The following is a 20,175-nucleotide window of genomic DNA, read 5'->3' on the forward strand; positions in this document are numbered from 1 at the left end:
TCTCAAAGGACTAGAAAATAATATGACAAATAGTTACAGTGACTTTTTATTACCATTCTCGCATTTCAAAAATCCAAGTGCGAAGAATTTTGAATATAAGCATCAACACATTCTTAGCTTAAAGGGTTTCGAGCTTGCAAATAAGGAAATCACATCTTGGGATAATTACAAACCGACCCCATTACATTCTTTTTCTGATATGGCAGGAGAAACAGGCGTGACATCGATTTTATATAAAGATGAAAATCCACGCTTTTCTCTTAAAAGTTTTAAGGCTCTTGGCGGTGCCTATGCGGTTGCAAACCTTTTGATAAAAAAACTAAAAGAGCTTGGCATTAATGCTAACTCATCAGACCTAATTTCTGGAATCTATAAAGACGAAACATCAAAATTTACAGTTTGTTGTGCAACAGATGGAAATCATGGAAGATCAGTTGCATGGGGAGCTCAGCAGTTTGGTTGTAATTGTGAGATTTATATTCATAGAAATGTGAGTATAGGAAGAGAGAAAGCGATAGCTAAGTATGGTGCTCTAGTTAATCGAATTAAAGGAAACTATGATGACTCGGTTCGAATTGCTGCTGAAGTTGCTGAATCTAATAACTATACTGTCGTATCTGATACTTCTTATGAAGGTTACACAGACATCCCAAAGGATGTGATGCAGGGCTACACTGTAATGGTTGATGAGGCTCTCAAACAAATGGGTGAAACTCCAACCCATGTGTTTCTTCAGGGAGGTGTTGGAGGTTTTCCATCAGCCGTAGTCTCTTTTTTGGTAGAGAGTCTTGAATGTCCACCAATATTTATAGTTGTTGAGCCCGTTAATGCGGACTGTTTATTTCAAAGTGCAGTTAATGGAGAGCCAACTGCCGTGCATGGTGAATTAGATACTATTATGGCAGGGCTTGCTTGCGGAGAAGTTTCAGTTTTGGCCTGGTCTATACTAGAAAGCTATACCTCACATTTTATGACTATTACAGATGAGTCTATTCCTAAAACAATGCAACTGCTAGCTAACAGAGAAACGCCTATTGTGGCTGGTGAGTCTGCTGTAACGGGTTTAGCTGGTTTTCTTATTGCTTGCAATGATAGTGACCTTAAATCAAAGCTAATGATTAACGAAAACTCAAAAATTCTTTTTTTTGGGACAGAGGGTGACACTGATGAAGAAATGTATGAACAATTAGTTGGAAGGTCATCAGAACAAGTATTAAGCGCCCCCTAGTTTCAAAGGAGAAAAAATGAATATCCCTAAAAGAGGATTTGAAACTGCTGAATATGAGAATAGACTCGGCAAGATCCAAAAGTTAATGTTTGATGCAAAAATGGATGCAATTTTATTGACTACGCAAGTTGATATAGAATACTACACTGGCTTTAAATCTCAATTTTTTCAAAGCCCAACGAGGCCCTGGTTCGTTTTAATACCTAGTACTGGGAAACCAAAGGCAATAATTCCAACAATTGGTGAGTCTGGTATGAAGGAAACTTGGATCGATGATATACAGACTTGGATGTCACCAAACCCAGATGATGACGGTATTAGTCTTCTTCTAGCATCGATTAAACCATTAATGGTGAATTATAAATCTTTGGGCGTCCCAAAAACTCTGGAGAGTACTTTGCGAATGCCTCTAGAAGACTATGAGTTTTTAATCAGTAATCTTAGAGGAATCGAGATTAAAGATGCTAACACAATCATGCGAAAAGTTCGTTTTGTGAAGTCAGAGGCAGAAATAGCTAAAATTAGACACATATGCCAGATTACTTCTCAAGGCTTTATTGATTTAGAGGACTTTCTTCGTGCGGGTGAAAGTGAGCAAGAAAATTGTAGGCGCTTTAAACAACATCTGTTGGAATTAGGTGTCGATGACTCGCCCTATATCGTTTCTGGTTCAGGACAAGAAGGGTATGGCTCAATAATTATGGGTCCAACGGACAAGATCATAGAAGAGGGCGATTTATTTATCATTGATACTGGTTCAGTTTTTGATAGTTACTATTGTGACTTTGACAGAAACTATGCCTTTGGGTCAATAAGTGATGAAGCCAAAAAAGCATACAGGGTAACCTATGAGGCAACTGAGGCTGGGTTTAATGCAGCTCAAGTAGGAAATACTACCTCAGATATATTCAATGCAATGAATGATGTTCTTCAAAAAGGTGGCGCACTAGGGAACACTGTTGGAAGGTTAGGCCATGGATTAGGCATGCAGCTAACAGAATGGCCCTCCAACACGCAGACTGATAATACTATTCTTGAGCCTGGAGTTGTGCTAACACTCGAGCCAGGCATGGCATTCCTTCCAGGAAAAGAGATGGTTCATGAGGAAAATATTGTCATTACCGAAAATGGACCTGAGTGGCTCAGTATAAGGGCAGCAGAGGAATTACCAATAATTCAGTAAGCTAAATATGTTCCTTTAAAAACCTGCATTTTAAATCCAAACCTTATATAATAATGAGAATCATTATTATTTGTATTTAAAAATGTTAAGTGTTAGTAATTTATCGATCTCCTTTGATGAAAATCACGTTCTAGATGGATTCAATCTGGATCTAGAAAGTGGTGATATTTTTGCCCTTTTAGGAGAGAGTGGTAGTGGAAAAAGTTCTGCTCTTAGGTTTATTGCAGGATTAGAAGGCGCTCAACTAGGTTCAGTTGCTCTTGATGGAAATTCTTTGAGTGATGATGGTAATCATTCGGTAAAGCCTGAATCGAGAGAGATTGGAATGGTTTTTCAGGATTATGCACTTTTTCCCCATATGACAGTTTTTCAAAATATTAGTTTTGGAATAAATCAACTTACAAAAATTGAAAAAAATCAAAGAGTAAAAGAACTCCTTGAATTGATTAGCCTTCAAGGCATCGAAGAAAAGTATCCACACCAACTCTCTGGAGGTGAGCAACAAAGAGTTTCACTTGCTCGCTCTCTTGCAACTTCACCAAAACTTTTACTTCTTGATGAGCCATTTTCTAGTCTAGATAAGTCACACCGCGATCAATTAGTTAAAGAAGTAAGAGAAATACTTAAAAATGCTGGGGTCACATCGATCTTAGTGACTCATGACGAGGTTGAAGCAGAGAACTTTGCAGATAAAGTTGGAATAATTGATAAAAAGAAGTTGCTTATTAAATGAAAATATGTATCATATGCAAATGATATTGATTATCATTTGCAATAAGAAACACCATAACTCTAACTTTTTTTTTAAGGAATAAGCAATGTTTAATAAGCGATTTACCGCCAAAGCGGTTCCATTGACTGTTGTTCTATCAACGGCAATTATGGTTTCATCATCTTCATTTGCAAGATCAAATGTTTATGCTGATTTTCCAATTACATTAAAAGATTACTCGGGAAGTGCAACAACTTCAACTTCATATAAAGGCCAAATGGCTAGACATGCTCTTGAAAGCTCACTCAAGAAATTAATTTCTAAAGGTGATATGAGTGCAATGCAAAACTATTACTCTGGAGATGATGCAAATAGAGCAATAATTGCACCAGCTACAAAGGGTGACTTTGTTATTATGCAATCGACTATTGGAGAGCTATCTAATAAAAATCTTAGTGGAAAAACTTATAAGGGTTTAATTCCAGGTTGGCCTGGCAATATGACTGGTCCCGAAGTAGCTCAATTTATGTTTGAAAAAGCTGCTGATTCTGAGGGTGGATATGATGCTGCGCATGCATATGACTATACGCAATTAGTATCTAAATTTTTGATGGGTGCTGTTACTTATAATCAAGCAGTCGATAATTATCTTGATGAAAAGCTTGAGGCAGATACAAAGCCAAACAATAAGCCATATAAAGATGGTGCAGCATACACAGGTAAAGAGCATGTTTGGGATGAGGCTTTTGGTTACTTTGGCGCACCATCTCATACATTAACTTTATCAGCTCAAAATGTTTATGATATTGCTAAGCAGAAAGATGTAACGGTTGCAGATTACAACTATGACGGAAAAGTAGATCTTTATAAAGAAATGGCTTTTGGCCATGCTTATTATGCATCTTCATTTGATAAGGGTGGTAAAACAACTTACCTCCATGACATTGTAGGTGCTTATATGGATGGAAGAGATATGTTAGTTGCAGCTGATGGTAAGGCTCTAACTGATTCACAACGCGATCAACTTAAAGCTTATGCTCAGGTGATTAAGACTAACTGGGAAAAAGTAATTGCTGAGGCAGTATTTAAGTACGCTGGCTCAACATATAAAGATATGATGAAAATTGAAGCGATTCTTGAATCAGGTGGTGATGTAGCTAAGGAATGGCGCAACTATTCTAAGCACTGGGGTGAGCTTAAAGGTTTTGCTCTAGCGCTTCAAGTTGCTGGCAAAGATATGGGTGCAACATCTGTTAAGCTAAATCGTCTAATTGGCTATAGTCCCCTTCTGCTAGGCAATACACAGGTTACTGGTGTCGACTCAAATGGAGAGTATGTTCAGAGTGATTCAGAGACTTGGGGTGGTTACATGGTCCATATGTTGAAAGTTCAAAACCTCATGGTTGATGAGTTTGGTGTAGTTGCTAGATCAAATGATCAAACAGCAGGTTTGTCTGAATTAGTTAAATCTCTGGGAGCTAAATCAAGCGCGGAGAATGACTGATTTTTTTGCAAATTTCCTAAATCCAGAGAAGCGCTTATTTATAGGCTATTTAATAAGCGCTGCATTCATAGCAATTATTTGGCTTAGGATGGTTCAAAAAAAACCACTGATTAACATTGTCAGTGGTTTTTTTGATTCCAAAATTTGGTTTTCTAGATCAGCTATTGCAGACTATAAGTTGATGCTGATAAATCAATTTTTTGTAAAACTTTTGGCACCAATTCTTATTGGGCAGTTGGCTCTTACTATATTTATATTTGAAAATATGCATTTATTCTTTAGTAGACCTTCAGAGTCTTTTCCAGTATGGATGGTAATGCTAATATTTACGACAGTTTTATTAATTATGGATGATTTTTCAAGATACCTATTACACCGACTAATGCATCGAGTTCCATTATTATGGAGGTTTCATAAAGCGCATCATTCTGCAACTAATTTAACGCCATTAACCGTTCTTAGAACACATCCAATAGAAGCTATTCTTTTTAGTTTGCGTGCAGTTCTTGTTCATTCTTTATGTCTTGGCGTGTGTTTCTTTTTCTTTTCAAACAATGTGTCATTAATTGAGATTTTTGGCTCAAGTGTATTTGTTGTCCTATTCCATGCATTTGGCTCCAATCTTAGGCATTCTCATATTAATCTAGGTTATTGGAATTGGCTAGAAAAGGTATTTATTTCTCCAGCCCAGCATCAACTTCATCATTCGACTAATCCTAAACATTATGATTGTAATTTTGGTGCTATATTTTCAATATGGGATAATATTGGGAAAAGTTGTATTGTTTCTGAAAAAAATCAGCAAATAGAATTTGGACTAAAAGAGCAATCTGATAAATCTCATACTCTTAAAAATTTAATTTTTGGGTCTTAGTTTTTTTTACAGCAAAGCAACTATAATTTATTCAAACTTTTTTGGAGTAATAAATTGACTAGAAAAATTTCAATTCTATCATTATTGTTGATTTCAACATTTTCTGTATCTATCTCATCTGCAGTCATCGCGGCCAGTGATGAAAACCTAACTGTATATAGCACCAGAAAAGAGCATTTAATTAAACCTTTATTTGATGCTTTTACGGCCAAAACAGGCATTAAGGTAGCTTACCTTACTGGTAAAGGTGGCGCTTTAATTGAACGTATCAAACTAGAAGGCAAAAGAACTAAGGCAGATATATTTATGACTGTAGATGCGGGAAATCTTTGGTATGCTTCAACGCAAAATTTATTTCAAGCTGCTGATAGTGAACTCATTGAAAGTAATATTCCTTCTCACCTTAGAGATCCAAACGGCCTCTGGACGGGATTGTCTGTTAGAGCAAGGACTATAATTTATAGTACCGAAAGAGTTGATCCAAATGAACTTAGTACTTATCAAGATTTGGCAAATGCTAAATGGGAAGGTAGGCTCTGTTTGAGAACGAGTAAGAAGGTTTATACTAAATCATTAGTTTCATCTTTAATCTATCATGATGGCATAGAAAAGACGACAGAGATAGTAAAAGGGTGGGTAAAGAACTTAGCTGCAACACCTCATGCAGAAGATGTTCATATCATGACCTCAATCTTAGCTGGACAGTGTGATGTTGGAATTGTAAATAGTTACTATTTTGGAAGACTTCAGGCTGAGGATCCAAATGTACCCCTTAAATTGTTTTGGGCTAACCAGGACTCATCAGGGACTCATGTTAATATTTCTGGTGCAGGCATTGTAAAACACTCTAGTAGTCCATCAGAAGCACTCGAGCTTTTAGAGTTTTTGTCCTCAATTGAAGCCCAAAAGATTTATGTAGGACTTAACAAGGAGTATCCTGCCAGTCAAAAATTAAAAGCGGATAATTTGATTGCTGTATGGGGAGATTTTAATCAGGATAAAATGAATCTTTCTGTTGCAGGAGAAAAACAAGCCGAATCCGTTTCGCTAATGCAGAGAGAAGGTTATAAATAAAATGTAGGTATAAAAATAGCAGCCCAATGAAAAGCAAGCAAAATAATTCAAATTTTTTAATGGGCATGCTTGCACTCTCTGTTTCATTCCCAATAATCGTTGTATGTTCTGCCTGGTTTTTTCCAGGAACTGAGCTTTGGGGCCACTTTGCTGAAAACTTATTGCCTGAACTTATTAGCTCAACTTTATTGCTTTTAGTTGGCGTTGGTATTGGTGTAAGTATATTAGGAACAGTCCTGGCATATTTAGTAGTAATGGTTGAGTTTCCAGGAAGGTCTTGGTTAGAGTGGGCTCTTTTTCTTCCATTTGCAATTCCAGCTTATGTCTTGGCATTTGTCTACTTGGGCGTTTTTGATTACTCTGGTTATGCCCAGGTTTGGTTAAGGGAATATACGGGGATGCCGGGTTTTGATATTAGAGCTGGTAGCTGGGCCATTATATTGACCTTTACCTTAGTGTTCTACCCCTACGTTTATATGATGGCAAGGGCATCATTTAAGAGACAAAAGATTCAAATGATTGAAGCTGGAAAAATGCTAGGAGCAAAGCCATTTGAAGTTTTTTGGAGAATCTCAGTCCCACTTGCACGACCTGCAATAGCGGCTGGACTGCTAGTTACTTTGATGGAGACATTAGCAGATTTTGGAGTGGTGTCTTTATTTAATTACTCAACATTCACTACAGCAATTTATTCAGCATGGGGTGATTTTAGATCGATTGAAGTAGCTGCACAACTCGCATCAATACTTGTTTTAATTGCTTTTTTTCTGATCTATTTTGAGAAAAAAGCTCGAGGAAAAGCTAAATACTATTCATCAGATGTATCTCATGTCAGGCCATATGAGGCAAATGGACTGATTGGCTGGTTATTATTTGTACTTGTGTTTGGTGTATTCATGCTTTCATTTGCAATGCCAATGCTTCAACTCATCATTTGGAGTTTTGAAAAATATGGTGAAGAATTGAGTGTGATGTATTCAGGTTATTTTTCTGCTACAGGCATTCTGACTGTAACTGCCACTATCCTAACAGTAGCAGTTGCAACTCTTCTAGCCTTGCCAAGTCGTCGTAAAGCTGAAAGCAAGACTCTACAGATGCTAATTAGATTCTCAACATTAGGTTATGCCTTGCCCGGGTCAGTAATGGCTGTAGGTCTTCTATACGGTGTTCAAAATATTTCATTAGTGAGTATCTATCTAGGCGGTCAATCTATTAATCATATACTTTTTGGCTCTGTCGCCTTACTCCTTTTTGCTTACATTTCAAGATTTATGGCAATTGCTTATAACTCTACTAGTGCTTCAAGTGAACAGATTAAACCAGTATATGAGCAGAGTGCTAGACTTCTTGGGTCCTCGAGAATTCGTTTGATTAGGGAGGTCTATCTCCCAATGATGACCCCAGGAATTTTAGCTGGAGGTTTATTAGTTGCTGTTGATGTTATGAAGGAGCTTCCAGCAACCTATTTGCTTAGACCCTTTGGCTGGGATACCTTAGCAATAAGAGTTTTTGAGTTGAGCTCGGAAGGACTTTATGATAGAGCTGCTATTCCAGCACTGATGATGGTATTTATAGGTGCAATTATTATGCTTCTATTCATTAAGCTTGATAGTGACAAATATTAAGGCTTTAATTTCTGAATTTTTTAAAAGAAGTTAGTTATTTGTTGAATTAGGTAAAATAATTCCTTTATATATTCCTCTGCATGACTGCTATGAGTATCAACTTACTTGAAGTGAAAGGTGTTAAATGTTCTTCTATTGCTTCGGGAATAAAAAAGAACGGCCAATTAGATTTGTCACTGGTTTCCTTCATAAAGGGCTCCAATACTGCGGCTGTCTTTACTCAAAATATTTTTTGTGCTGCACCAGTTATAGTTGCAAAAAACCATTTAAATTCAAATATTGAAGCACTTCTAATTAATAGTGGTAATGCAAATGCAGGAACTGGAGAGAAGGGCTTAGGGGATAGTTACAAGACTTGTGAATATCTTGCTCAAGAGCTAAATATTTTACCTGAACAAGTATTGCCATTTTCAACAGGTGTCATTGGTGAATTGCTTCCTCTAAAGGCTTTTAAATCTAATATCAATTTACTCGTAAGTTCGCTTAACAAAGAAAGTATGAGTAAAGTTGCAAGCGGAATTTTAACTACTGATCTAGTTGAAAAATCATATTCTACTTCTATTGATGTTGGTGGAAAAACTGTCAATCTTTCAGGTATTGCAAAAGGTTCTGGGATGATTAGGCCAGACATGGCAACAATGCTTAGTTTTATAGTAAGTGATATTAGTGCATCCTCAGAAGAACTTCAAGATTGTTTGACTAATGCAGTAAATCAATCTTTTAATCGAATCACAGTGGATGGAGATACTTCGACAAATGATGCCTGCACATTAAGTGCTACAAATCAATCAGGTGTTCAGTTAAGTCAATGTAAGGATGAGTTTCAAAAAGCACTCAACCTAGTCTCAAAACAATTAGCACATATGATCGTTAAAGATGGAGAGGGGGCTACAAAGTTTGTCGAAATTAAAATTGAGGGACTTGAATCATCTGAAGATTGTCTAGAGGTTGCTTACACTGTCGCACATTCTCCATTAGTTAAAACAGCACTTTTTGCTAGTGATGCTAATTGGGGAAGAATACTAGCTGCAGTTGGTCGGGCTAAAGTTAATGTGCTATCAATTGAAAATATTAATATTTTTATAAATGATCTTCAGGTTATTGGTTCAGGTGAGAAAAGCACTGCATATACTGAAGAGCTAGGAAGCGCTGAAATGCAAAAATCCGAAATAGTTATAAGAGTTAATTTAGGAACTTCAGATTCAAGTGAAAGTGTTTGGACAACGGATCTTTCATACGACTATGTAAAAATTAATGCAGAGTATCGTAGTTAATTCTTAAAGATATTTTTCATTCTTTGTGTTATCAATAATATACTGTTTAAATCTTCTAGCAATTGGAGATAATTCAGCTTTGGCATTATGAACAATGTGCCATTGTCTTATGATAGGGAATGGCTCTACATCAAGCTGTCTAATGATTTTATTTTTAAGTTGCAGATTGACAGAATGCATCGACACAAACCCAATTCCTAAGCCAGCTTGAACAGCTTCAACAATTGCTTCATTAGAATTAATCTGAATATCAGAATTAAAATTTAGACCTGTAAATCTTTCAATTGTAATTCTTGTGCCTGATCCAATTTCTCTAGTAAGAAGAGTTTCCTGAGACAAATCTTTAATTGATATATCTTTTTTACTGAGTAATTCATTCTCAGGATGGGCAATAGCAATCAAGGGGTTTTGCATAAAAGCTTGAGAAGTTAAGGGACTATTTTTTGGTGGCTCACCCATAATCACAAGATCAGCATTATTATTTTTAAGATTATCAAGGAGTGATTGTCTATTGGTTACATCAATATAAAAGGTCATTTTTGGAAAAGCTTTTTTAAATTTTGCAAGTAAGGCGCTAATAAACGAATTTGCTGTCGTCGCAACTGCTATTTGAAGGTGTCCAGAGTCAGGTTTTAAAATTTCATCAATTTCAAGTTTAGAGCTTTCAAGAGAGCTAATGGTGTCAAGAGCAGTTTTATAAATTTTTTTGCCTACAAAGGTTGGGCTAATTTTTTTTCCATTGATATCGAACAATTTAGTACCAATATTTTCTTGTAATTGTTGAACCTGCATGTAAACAGCAGGCTGAGTGATATGTAGCTCTTTACTGGCACTTGTAAAGCCTCCAAGTCTGATTACAGATTCAAAGCTATAGAGTTGTTTAAGAGTATAATTAATCATAAGTAAAACTAATGATTATATAAATAAATATTATTTTACATTATTTATATTGACATTTATAATGACTTTCATTTTTAATACAAATACCATAGAGGGGAACATAGAATGGCAAAAAAAGGATACGATGCTGGAGTAAAAGAATATAGAGATACCTATTGGATGCCCGAATACGAGCCAAAAGATACTGATATTCTTGCGTGTTTTAAAATAACGCCTCAGCCGGGTGTGCCAAGAGAAGAAGTTGCTGCAGCTGTTGCTGCGGAATCTTCAACTGGAACTTGGACAACAGTATGGACAGATTTGTTGACAGACCTTGATCACTATAAGGGTAGAGCCTACAGAATTGAAGACGTTCCAGGTTCGGATGATGCTATTTATGCATTTATTGCCTATCCAATTGATTTATTTGAGGAAGGGTCTATTGTTAATGTCTTAACATCCCTTGTTGGAAATGTATTTGGTTTTAAAGCGCTGCGAGCCCTTAGACTTGAAGATATTCGATTCCCAATTGCCTATGTTATGACTTGTGGAGGTCCACCTAACGGAATTCAAGTTGAGAGAGACAAAATGAATAAGTATGGACGCCCCATGTTGGGTTGCACCATTAAGCCTAAATTAGGTCTTTCGGCAAAGAATTATGGTCGTGCATGCTATGAAGGACTTAGAGGTGGTCTAGATTTTACAAAAGATGATGAAAACGTAAATTCACAACCATTTATGCGTTGGAGAGATCGTTTTGGATTCGTTCAAGATGCCATTGAGAGAGCTGAAAAAGAAACAGGTGAACGTAAAGGGCACTATTTAAACGTGACAGCACCAACTCCTGAAGAGATGTATAAGCGAGCTGAGTATGCAAAAGAGTTAGGTACACCAATAATTATGCATGACTTTTTTACGGCTGGCTTTACAGCAAATACTGGCCTCGCAAACTGGTGTCGTGATAATGGACTATTGCTTCACATTCACAGAGCTATGCATGCTGTTGTTGATAGGAACCCTAACCATGGTATTCACTTTAGGGTTCTTGCAAAATGTCTAAGGCTTTCTGGCGGTGATCATATGCACTCAGGAACTGTTGTAGGTAAGCTTGAAGGTGATCGCGATTCCACACTAGGTTGGATCGATTGTATGCGTGATAGTTTTATTAAAGAGGACCGTTCAAGAGGTATTTTCTTTGATCAAGATTTTGGTTCAATGCCTGGGATGTTACCTGTAGCATCTGGTGGCATCCACGTATGGCATATGCCTGCTTTAGTTAATATCTTTGGTGATGATTCAGTACTTCAGTTTGGAGGTGGTACGCTAGGACATCCCTGGGGTAATGCTGCTGGCGCTGCTGCAAACCGAGTTGCTGTTGAAGCATGTGTTGAAGCTCGAAATGCAGGAAGAGAGCTAGAGAAGGAATCTAAAGATATTCTCACCAATGCTGCAAAACATTCACCAGAGCTTAAAGTGGCGATGGAAACATGGAAAGAAATTAAATTTGAGTTTGATACTGTTGATAAATTAGATATACAGCATAAATAAAATTGACTGTATAGAATAAATTAAATATAAGGAAACTATTATGAGTAAAGTTCAAGACTATCCTTCACGCTTAAGTGATAATTCGAGTAGAAAATTTGAGACATTTTCATACTTACCAGCAATGACAGACAAGCAAATCCGAGAGCAAGTTCAATATATTGTTGATCAGGGATACAATCCAGGAGTAGAGCATACTGAGGTAGAAAATGCAACTGGAAACTATTGGTATATGTGGAAATTACCTCTTTTCGGAGAAACAGATGTTGATGCTATTCTTGATGAATGCAAAGCATGTCATGAGGCTAACCCTGACAACCATGTGCGTTTAATTGGTTATGATAACTATGCTCAGTCACAAGGTGCATCTATGGTTATTTACAGAGGCAAAGGTTTTAAATAATCAAGTAAAATCATGATAGCTTGATTGGATAAACCCCTGTCTAACAGCAGGGGTTTTTTTTTCGAAAGGATTAAATTATGAATGAATTAGACCAATATAAAATTGCTGAAGAGCCCTTCTATCAGCCCCAAGAAGATGAAATTGAAATGTATACAGCTGCCTACATGAATCGTATGCCAGTGATGCTAAAAGGGCCAACTGGTTGTGGTAAGTCTCGCTTTGTAGAATATATGGCTTATAAATTAGATAAACCATTAATCACTGTTGCTTGCAATGAAGATATGTCTGCGAGTGATCTCGTGGGACGGTTTTTGCTTGATAAAGAGGGTACTATTTGGCAAGATGGTCCACTAGCAATGGCGGCTCGCTATGGTGGTATATGTTATTTAGATGAAGTGGTAGAGGCAAGACAAGACACAACTGTTGTAATTCATCCACTTACTGACTATAGAAGAACCTTGCCACTTGATAAGAAGGGAGAGCTGATTGAGGCACATCCAGATTTTCAGTTAGTGATTTCATATAATCCAGGCTATCAAAACTTAATGAAAGACCTTAAACAGTCAACAAAGCAAAGATTCTGCGGCTTTAATTTTCATTATCCTGATGAAAAAACTGAGGCTCATATTATTGCAAAAGAGTCTGGTGTCAATAAAGAAACTGCTATCAAGTTAGTTCAAGTGGCCCAAAGAGCAAGAAACTTAGTTGGCCATGGTTTAGATGAAGGGATCTCAACTCGATTATGCGTATATGCAGGACAACTAATTGCAGACAAGGTGAATCAAAAATCAGCCTGCAAAATTGCTATGGTTAATCCCATAACCGATGACTTGGACATCGTGGATACCTTGAACGCCGCTATTGATACTTTTTTTGAATAAAAAACTGATATGAGTTCGGTTCAACTATCGGATTTTGAGGATAAGTTTCAAAACCCCTCTAGCGTCCTTCATGATGCTTTAACTGGAAGTTTTGTAGAGGCCTCGAAAGTAATGACGCCTAATGGCCTTAAAGTGTACCTAGATGGTGCTGGCGCCCTTCATGCAATGGGAAAGGGTGAGGACATGGTTATTTCATTCCTAGAAGAAACCCCCATGGTTGTTAGAGAAGTTGGTGAGTCTATCATTGGTGAAATTGTCTTTTCGATAATGAAATTGTCCTCTCAAACTTCAGCTGCCGTAATTGTATTAATGATTTCAAGCCTCCCAAACGTTGCAAAACGAATGAGTGATTTTGATCTATTGAAGGGATACCTTCGATTATTAGAAAGGATGATTGCACTTGCCCCTCGAGGAATGAGGCCAATGCTTAATAACATTGATCTATTAACAAGTAAACTGACTTTGGGAGGACTCAGGCGATGGGTTCTGTATGGAGCAGAAACTTTCAATAGGGATTTTAAGGCTCAGATTGCTTATTTTGAGCTTAGTAGTGCCGAGTCACTTCAAATTCTTGAACAGGAGAGGCGAGGTACTCTTTTTATAGATAATCAGAGAAAGCTTCAGTTTTATTTGAGAGCATTTTACAACCGTGATTTTTTTCTGCGTCCAACCTCTGGAGACTATGAAACAAAGAAAGGCTTAAAGCCATACATTGAATATGGAGTAATGCATATTCCAGACGCTTATGATGATTATAAGCACGCTTCAGGTAGGATTGTGCCAGGTATAAATTGCTATCGAGCAGTCTGTGCTCATGCAGCAGCGCATATCATGGAAACAACTTCAGCCTTTAAAGGCGACCAATTAAATCCTTTGCAGGTTGCTTGTGTCTCTTTGATAGAGGACTTAAGAGTTGAATTAAATACTATTAAGAAGTTCCCAGGGATGAAAAAGCTATGGATTGCATTGCACCCCGAGGATGAGGATTTGAAAGATCTCAATCCATTTATTATTGATTTAGTAGATTTATCAAGGTTGGCACTTGACTCGAAATATAAAGCAAAGCAGTCATTTAATAAAGATTTTTTAAAATTATTCATTACAGAAATGAAAGTATCCGAAAACTCTTCAGACATAAGCTTTGAGTTAGGTTTGGAGTATTATGAAATTATCAAATCAAAGACTGATGTCAAAATAAGTGCCTCAGCACTAGTTGCTGCTCCCATTTCATACAGAGACGATAATCGCTATATATGGGAATATGAGGACTTGGACTGGGTTTCAGAAGGGAATGATTATGTTCCTGCAAGTCAGCGACAGGTGAGAAGAAAAGCAAACATCATGGAGATGTATAATGAGCTTGATGTAGAGACTGCAGGCGATGATGCACAGGAAATTTGGACACTTGAGACAGAGTACTTTCCTGATGAGCTGGATGGTGTAAGCATTAATGAAATTGAGGGTAAAAAGCCTGTTAGTGAGCCGTTTCATTACAATGAATGGGATTATCAATTACAGTTGTATCGTCCAAATTGGGCAACGCTTTATGAAAGAAGATTACGAAAGGGTGACTCTGAGGTTATCAATAATATTCTTAAAGAGCATAAGCCGATTGCAAATCAACTCAAAAATGCGATTGACCAGATGCAGCCCCAAGGACTCGTTAAGTTAAAAAAGCAACAAGAGGGTAGTGAGCTTGATATTGACGCATGCGTCACAGCGCTGTCGGATATCAGGGTAGGAACAACACCTTCAGATCGAATTTATGTTAAGAAGGTTCAGCACATCAGAGATGTATCAGTTAACCTTCTTATGGATTTGTCTGAGTCGACAAATGACATGGTTGTTGGGAGTGAAAAGACAATCCTAGAGCTAATGAGAGAAGCCACCTCACTGCTTTCATGGGCAATCGATAAAATTGGAGACAATTTAACGATTTCAGGTTTTGCTTCAGACTCAAGGCATGATGTCCAGTATTATCGATTCAAGCCATTTCATTTTAGTTTTAATGATGAAGTAAAAGGCAGATTGGCTGGAATTAAAGGGGGTCTTTCGACAAGGATGGGGGCGGCGATCAGACATGCTGGTATTGATTTATTAACGCAGTCTTCTGCAAAGAAAATTTTATTAGTTTTGACAGATGGTGAGCCCGCAGATATCGATGTAGATGACCCACAACATCTTCGTATGGACGCAAAAAAAGCAGTTGAAGAGCTTAGAGGTCATGGCATTGTAACATTTTGCATCAGTTTGGATCCATATGCTGACCAGTATGTGGCTAGGATTTTTGGAAAAAATCGTTTTATGGTGATTGATAACCTTGAAAAATTACCAGAAAGATTGCCTCAACTATTTATATCGCTGACAAAGTGATGGTAATTCAAACAGATGATAAATTAATAGATTTTGATCCAAGTTATCCTTTTCTTTTGCCTGAAAATTGGAAGGATAAGGCAGTCCCAACTGTATACGAAATTTTGGCAACAACAAATACACTGAAGAAAATGTATGTTGATAAAGTCAAGGAAATTGAAGAGGGGGGTGTTAGTAATGATGATGGTGAAGATGCGCTAAGAAAAATTGCTACTAACTTTCAAACCCTTAAGTCTATGTTATATCAATCACGTTAAATAATATGAACCTAAGTGACTTTAAACGCAAAATAAAAACGTTAGATCAAAATCTCTTGAAGTCGATTCTTAATGGCTCCGCCCTTGTAATGATTCAGGATAAAGAGTTAGGTCTTGGAGCCTCAAATGGTGCCTTTGTGATCTTTTGGATAGAAGATGAAAGGTTTTCCTCTATTGAGGATTTGAGAGGTTACTTAGTGATTGAGTCTGAAGATTTGTTTACAAATTACTATACACATAGCCCACTCAGTAAAGAATATTTTGAAACAAAATTATCAGACTTGATGAATGAAAATGGTGAGGCTTCATTTACTGCTCAGCCAGGAGATATGCCAGAGAAAAGCCTTATTGTTTCTGATGGCGAATTGTGCGTGTTAACAGAAGAAGATTATATTTTTAAATATGGCTTATTCCTTCAACTTGAAGATAAGCTGAACTCAAAAATATCTTCAGTCAAGGCTAGGAATTGGCTTCAGTCAGGGGCTGCTTATAATGATTATATTGCAGTCAATGTCTTTCGTTTTAGTGCTATTGAATAATTACAATAATTAATCTACAATAGTTGCTCAATTTCAGGAGCAAGATGAAACAACATCAGAATTTTTTAAATTCAATTATTCAGCGAATTGGAATAGGTCGAGTAAGCCAAAAACAACCAAGTCCTGAGGGCATTATTGATCTTTGTCATCAACTGATAAGTAGAAGAGGCGAGTCAACTCTATTTTCCTTAGCAAAATTAGTATTGGAGGATTTTGAAAAACTTTCAGATGAACAAAAGAAAGTTTTTTTTCTTCAACTATTAAAAGAGTTTAGTGTTGATCGTGACCAACTTAAATCAGCAATTAGTGATCTTGATATTGATGATGACCGTCAACTGAGAGACTTACATAGGATAATAGAGCCAAAGAGTCAAAAACTTCTTAGAAGGCTTAACCAGATACCAAACGGAACTCCAGCTTTATTAAAGATGAGGGGTTCCCTATTAACATTCATTAAGGAGTTGCCTGAGTTAAGGTCTCTTGACTTTGATTTTGTTCACTTATTCAAGTCATGGTTTAATCGTGGTTTTCTGAGATTAGAGCGAATTGATTGGTCTACAAGTGCACAGGTTCTTGAAAAGATAATGGAGTATGAGGCTGTTCATGATATTTCTGATTGGGAAGATCTTCAAAATAGAGTGGCCGCCTCAGATAGAAGATTGTATGCTTTTTTTCATCCTGCCCTGCCGAATGAGCCACTAATTTTTATTGAAGTAGCACTTATGAACGAAGTGCCTAATTCAATAATGCCAATTCTTGATACTTCTGTAAAGCCTATCGACCCATTAAATGCAAATACTGCTGTTTTTTATTCTATTTCAAACTGCCAAATAGCCTTAAAAGGGGTTTCTTTTGGCAGCTTCTTGATTAAGCAAGTGGTTTCCGAAATTCAGCTTGAGTTTAACCAAATTAATCAGTTTGTGACTTTATCTCCTGTTCCAGGACTTAGAAAATGGGTAGAAAAAGTTAACTTATCGGGTGCTGATGAAATTCCAGAACAGACAATTAAAGATATTCAGTCATGTGCTGGAAATTCTTCGCCAGGAATGGCAATTTTGCGCAGATTAACACACCATTACTTAAGTCAAGAGAAGAACAGTAAAGGGGCTGCTTTAAACCCTGTTGCTCATTTTCATCTAGGGAATGGCGCTTATCTTTTTGATATTCATACTCATGCAAACGATAATCAGAATGCTTTGGATGATTCTTGGGGCGTCATGGTGAATTACTTGTATGATTTAGATTTAGTGGCAAAAAATCATGAAGATTATTCAAATCAACAGCCAGTATCAGTCTCTTCAAAGCTGACCAAGTCTATTCAAATTAAAAAGAAAAAAAATCTTGGCTTATCAGTTTAACAAGAAGAACACTGAAGCCACTAAACCAAATAAAATTATCTGATGTGAAAGATAGATTACTAGAGCATGCCTTCCCATCATTTGAATCCAGTGCGATCTCATTGAAAAGACTGTCTTATAATAAGGGTTATGTCCAAGGTAAATCCCTATAAAGACAAAGGATAGCCATGGAAATAGGGGGTAGTAGTCTACACTTCCAATTGGCAGGTAAAGCCCAAATATATTTGAAATAAAGCTTAAATCTGGCTGGTCAAATATGGAAGCAATGAGAATTATTACAGCAATTAATAGGGATGTTTTCGGGTGATTAACAAATAATATTGCTATCAATGATGAAGTCCAAATTAAATGAAGAATACCAAAATAAACCCATCCATCTGGAAACATTACAAAAGTTCCAGCAGAAACTAGAAGGGCTGCCAATCCTAAATAAAATATACGCTTCAAAAATTTTTTGAATTTTAGATGATCTTTATGCGCTAAAACTAGACTAATCCCTACTGCACTTAAGAACAGAAAGACAATTAAGCAGCGCCAAGCAATACCAAGCCAATGTGTAAATAAGGGGATCTGGGTAAAGCCAAAAGAGTTTAGATCATAAATAAAGTGAAAAGCAATCATCATAATGATGGCTAAACCTCTTATTAGGTCAAGTGATAAATCTCTTACATTAGACATAAGATATTAAAATGACTACTCAAATATTTGAGAAACAAAAGACTTATCGATTTCAATTATCGAGCCATCCAGAAGTTCTAGGCATTTAGGAACAGCCAAAAAAACAGCACCAAGACATACCGCTATAGCCACTGGCTTTCCTGGAAGATTAATGATCAAACTGTTTCCTCTAGTTCCAGCTATCTGACGTGAAAGAATTGCAGTAGGGACTGTTCGAAGTGATACAATTCTCATTTGTTCTGCAAATCCATCAAAGATTCTCTCACATACAGCCTCGGTAGCTTCTGGAGTCACATCACGAGTTGTTGGACCAGTTCCACCAGTAGTTAGAATTAGATTGCAACCTAGTTCGTCACTCATTTCAATAAGTGTTCCTTCAATCTGAGGCTGTTCATCTTCAATTACTTTAGATACAATTTCATAAGGGCTTTTAACTGCTTTTGAAATCCATTCTTGCATTGAAGGGCCACTAATGTCTTCATAAATCCCTCTAGCAGCTCTATCTGAAATCGTTAGAAAGCCAATTTTTATTTTTGGTGTAGGCATACTTATTTTATTTATCCTCCAGTAACAGGTGGAAAGAAAGCCACTTCATCTTCCTCTTTAACAAGAGTGTTTTCAGAGGCCATTTCATGATTCACTGAACATAAAATATTTTTAGGGAAATGTTGATCTCCATACCTATCTATTAATTCTTTTTTAATTGATAGGATAGTTACTGGAGAGTCAAAACGAATATCATCTTCAGATGTTTTTAAATTTTCTTTAAGAGAGGCAAAGTAAAGAATCTTCATCCACCCATCTCCACCATTTGTCGACTACTAATATTATCAATGACAGAATCAAAAAAATGTTTTTCTGGTTTTTTGGTGATAGCATCAAGAATTAACTGTTTCATTTTTGAGTCACTCATTCCCGATCTTAGTGCATCTCTTAAAGAGACCGAGTCTTTTTGACCAAGGCATAAAATCAACTCCCCTTTGGCAGTTAACCTTACACGGTTGCAGCTACTGCAAAAATTATTAGAAACAGCTGAAATAGTTCCAATACTGGTCTGTGTTCCCTCAATCTTAAATGCCTTTGCAGGGCCATCAGTTTGTTTTGACTGGATAGGTAATAATTTATCACCATAACTAGCCCTCACTCTGGAAAGTATATCTCTTTCGCTGTAATGTCTGTCTACAGCATCAATACCAGCAAGTCCAATAGGCATTGTTTCAATAAATCTTAGATCTAAGCCTCGATTGATTGCAAATTCAGTCATTGATTCAATTTCATCATCATTGATACCTTTCATCACAACCATGTTTAACTTTATGGGTTTAATGCCAACAGAAATTGCAGCATCTATACCTTTGATTACTCTGTCTAAATCGCCATCTCTTGTAATCTCTTTAAAACGAACTGGATCAAGGGAGTCAATTGAAATATTAGCCCTATTGATGCCATTATTTTTAAGTTTTGATGCCAATCCAGGCAAGAGGTGGGCATTAGTTGATAACGGAATGTCAGTGAGGCCAGGTATTTCTCCAAGCATCTTTGTTAAATCAAGAATGTCTTTTCGAAGAAGTGGCTCTCCACCAGTCAGCCTAACTTTGGTTACGCCTAATTCAGCAAACAAGCGAACAATTTTTGCTATCTCTTCGAAAGTAAGAACCTGAGATTTTTTTGTATGCGTTTGATGATCTTCGTCTCTACAATAGTGACATCGATAATTACAGTGATCTGTTACAGAGACCCTTAGATAAGTAATACGCCTGTTAAAGGGATCAATAATCTGATTCATAA

At 36.8% G+C, this 20,175-nt stretch carries 20 protein-coding genes; 15 read left to right on the forward strand and 5 right to left on the reverse strand.

Annotated features, from left to right (window positions below; genetic code table 11):
• Positions 1-22 precede the first annotated feature (22 nt).
• The 8 genes from AC5YGB_RS02770 to argJ all read left to right on the forward strand — a co-directional run bounded on the left by AC5YGB_RS02770 (position 23) and on the right by argJ (position 9,474).
• On the forward strand, positions 23-1,228 hold the full coding sequence (locus tag AC5YGB_RS02770; RefSeq protein WP_496137732.1) for a diaminopropionate ammonia-lyase: 1,206 nt from the start codon (positions 23-25) through the stop codon (positions 1,226-1,228).
• 16 nt (positions 1,229-1,244) lie between these two features.
• Positions 1,245-2,411, forward strand: coding sequence for a M24 family metallopeptidase (locus AC5YGB_RS02775; RefSeq protein WP_496137733.1), 1,167 nt, complete (start codon positions 1,245-1,247; stop codon positions 2,409-2,411).
• Between the two features lie 82 nt (positions 2,412-2,493).
• Positions 2,494-3,144: an ATP-binding cassette domain-containing protein gene (locus AC5YGB_RS02780; RefSeq protein WP_496137734.1), complete on the forward strand. Its 651-nt coding sequence runs from the start codon at positions 2,494-2,496 to the stop codon at positions 3,142-3,144.
• An 85-nt stretch (positions 3,145-3,229) separates the two neighbouring features.
• Positions 3,230-4,627: a DUF4856 domain-containing protein gene (locus AC5YGB_RS02785; RefSeq protein WP_496137735.1), complete on the forward strand. Its 1,398-nt coding sequence runs from the start codon at positions 3,230-3,232 to the stop codon at positions 4,625-4,627.
• A complete protein-coding gene (locus tag AC5YGB_RS02790) occupies positions 4,620-5,501 on the forward strand; it encodes a sterol desaturase family protein (RefSeq protein ID WP_496137736.1) in 882 nt (293 codons plus the stop codon). The genes AC5YGB_RS02785 and AC5YGB_RS02790 overlap by 8 nt, the downstream gene beginning before the upstream one ends.
• 54 nt (positions 5,502-5,555) lie before the next feature.
• Complete coding sequence (locus tag AC5YGB_RS02795) at positions 5,556-6,575, forward strand: extracellular solute-binding protein (protein WP_496137737.1); 1,020 nt, start codon at positions 5,556-5,558, stop codon at positions 6,573-6,575.
• 26 nt (positions 6,576-6,601) lie between these two features.
• Positions 6,602-8,200 (forward strand): ABC transporter permease subunit, encoded by a 1,599-nt coding sequence (locus AC5YGB_RS02800; protein ID WP_496137738.1) that lies wholly within the window; start codon positions 6,602-6,604, stop codon positions 8,198-8,200.
• An 89-nt stretch (positions 8,201-8,289) separates the two neighbouring features.
• On the forward strand, positions 8,290-9,474 hold the full coding sequence (argJ, locus tag AC5YGB_RS02805; RefSeq protein ID WP_496137740.1) for a bifunctional glutamate N-acetyltransferase/amino-acid acetyltransferase ArgJ: 1,185 nt from the start codon (positions 8,290-8,292) through the stop codon (positions 9,472-9,474).
• 3 nt (positions 9,475-9,477) lie between these two features.
• Here the strand turns inward: argJ and AC5YGB_RS02810 are convergent, their stop codons facing one another.
• Positions 9,478-10,374, reverse strand: coding sequence for a LysR family transcriptional regulator (locus AC5YGB_RS02810; protein ID WP_065353646.1), 897 nt, complete (start codon positions 10,372-10,374; stop codon positions 9,478-9,480).
• A gap of 105 nt (positions 10,375-10,479) precedes the next feature.
• Between AC5YGB_RS02810 and AC5YGB_RS02815 the strand changes: the two genes are divergently transcribed.
• The 7 genes from AC5YGB_RS02815 to AC5YGB_RS02845 all read left to right on the forward strand — a co-directional run bounded on the left by AC5YGB_RS02815 (position 10,480) and on the right by AC5YGB_RS02845 (position 17,709).
• Positions 10,480-11,901, forward strand: a complete 1,422-nt coding sequence (locus AC5YGB_RS02815; protein WP_020024892.1) for a form I ribulose bisphosphate carboxylase large subunit — start codon at positions 10,480-10,482, stop codon at positions 11,899-11,901.
• A gap of 40 nt (positions 11,902-11,941) precedes the next feature.
• Complete coding sequence (locus tag AC5YGB_RS02820; protein ID WP_496137741.1) at positions 11,942-12,301, forward strand: RuBisCO small subunit-like domain-containing protein; 360 nt, start codon at positions 11,942-11,944, stop codon at positions 12,299-12,301.
• A gap of 77 nt (positions 12,302-12,378) precedes the next feature.
• Positions 12,379-13,182 carry a CbbQ/NirQ/NorQ/GpvN family protein gene (locus tag AC5YGB_RS02825; RefSeq protein ID WP_020024890.1) on the forward strand — a complete coding sequence of 268 codons (804 nt, stop codon included), beginning with the start codon at positions 12,379-12,381 and terminating at the stop codon, positions 13,180-13,182.
• A gap of 9 nt (positions 13,183-13,191) precedes the next feature.
• Positions 13,192-15,555, forward strand: a complete 2,364-nt coding sequence (locus tag AC5YGB_RS02830; RefSeq protein ID WP_496137742.1) for a VWA domain-containing protein — start codon at positions 13,192-13,194, stop codon at positions 15,553-15,555.
• Positions 15,555-15,812 carry a hypothetical protein gene (locus tag AC5YGB_RS02835; protein ID WP_496138007.1) on the forward strand — a complete coding sequence of 86 codons (258 nt, stop codon included), beginning with the start codon at positions 15,555-15,557 and terminating at the stop codon, positions 15,810-15,812. The genes AC5YGB_RS02830 and AC5YGB_RS02835 overlap by 1 nt, the downstream gene beginning before the upstream one ends.
• A gap of 5 nt (positions 15,813-15,817) precedes the next feature.
• On the forward strand, positions 15,818-16,351 hold the full coding sequence (locus AC5YGB_RS02840) for a hypothetical protein (RefSeq protein ID WP_496137744.1): 534 nt from the start codon (positions 15,818-15,820) through the stop codon (positions 16,349-16,351).
• Between the two features lie 44 nt (positions 16,352-16,395).
• Positions 16,396-17,709, forward strand: coding sequence for a malonyl-CoA decarboxylase domain-containing protein (locus AC5YGB_RS02845; protein WP_271802502.1), 1,314 nt, complete (start codon positions 16,396-16,398; stop codon positions 17,707-17,709).
• Here the strand turns inward: AC5YGB_RS02845 and AC5YGB_RS02850 are convergent.
• From AC5YGB_RS02850 to moaA, 4 genes are read right to left on the reverse strand one after another with little or no spacing between them, the layout of a single operon-like run.
• Complete coding sequence (locus tag AC5YGB_RS02850; RefSeq protein ID WP_496137745.1) at positions 17,701-18,387, reverse strand: heparan-alpha-glucosaminide N-acetyltransferase domain-containing protein; 687 nt, start codon at positions 18,385-18,387, stop codon at positions 17,701-17,703. The two genes, AC5YGB_RS02845 and AC5YGB_RS02850, sit on opposite strands and share 9 nt — an antisense overlap.
• 15 nt (positions 18,388-18,402) lie before the next feature.
• Positions 18,403-18,933 carry a molybdopterin adenylyltransferase gene (gene mog, locus AC5YGB_RS02855; protein WP_026364882.1) on the reverse strand — a complete coding sequence of 177 codons (531 nt, stop codon included), beginning with the start codon at positions 18,931-18,933 and terminating at the stop codon, positions 18,403-18,405.
• A gap of 11 nt (positions 18,934-18,944) precedes the next feature.
• Positions 18,945-19,181 carry a MoaD/ThiS family protein gene (locus tag AC5YGB_RS02860; RefSeq protein WP_020025926.1) on the reverse strand — a complete coding sequence of 79 codons (237 nt, stop codon included), beginning with the start codon at positions 19,179-19,181 and terminating at the stop codon, positions 18,945-18,947.
• The gene (gene moaA, locus AC5YGB_RS02865) at positions 19,178-20,173 is read right to left on the reverse strand and encodes a GTP 3',8-cyclase MoaA (protein WP_496137746.1); all 996 of its coding nucleotides are present in this window, start codon (positions 20,171-20,173) and stop codon (positions 19,178-19,180) included. Before moaA ends, AC5YGB_RS02860 begins: the two co-directional genes overlap by 4 nt.
• Positions 20,174-20,175: the final 2 nt, after the last annotated feature.

It is taken from the genome of Candidatus Pseudothioglobus sp. uisw_142 (assembly GCF_059512465.1).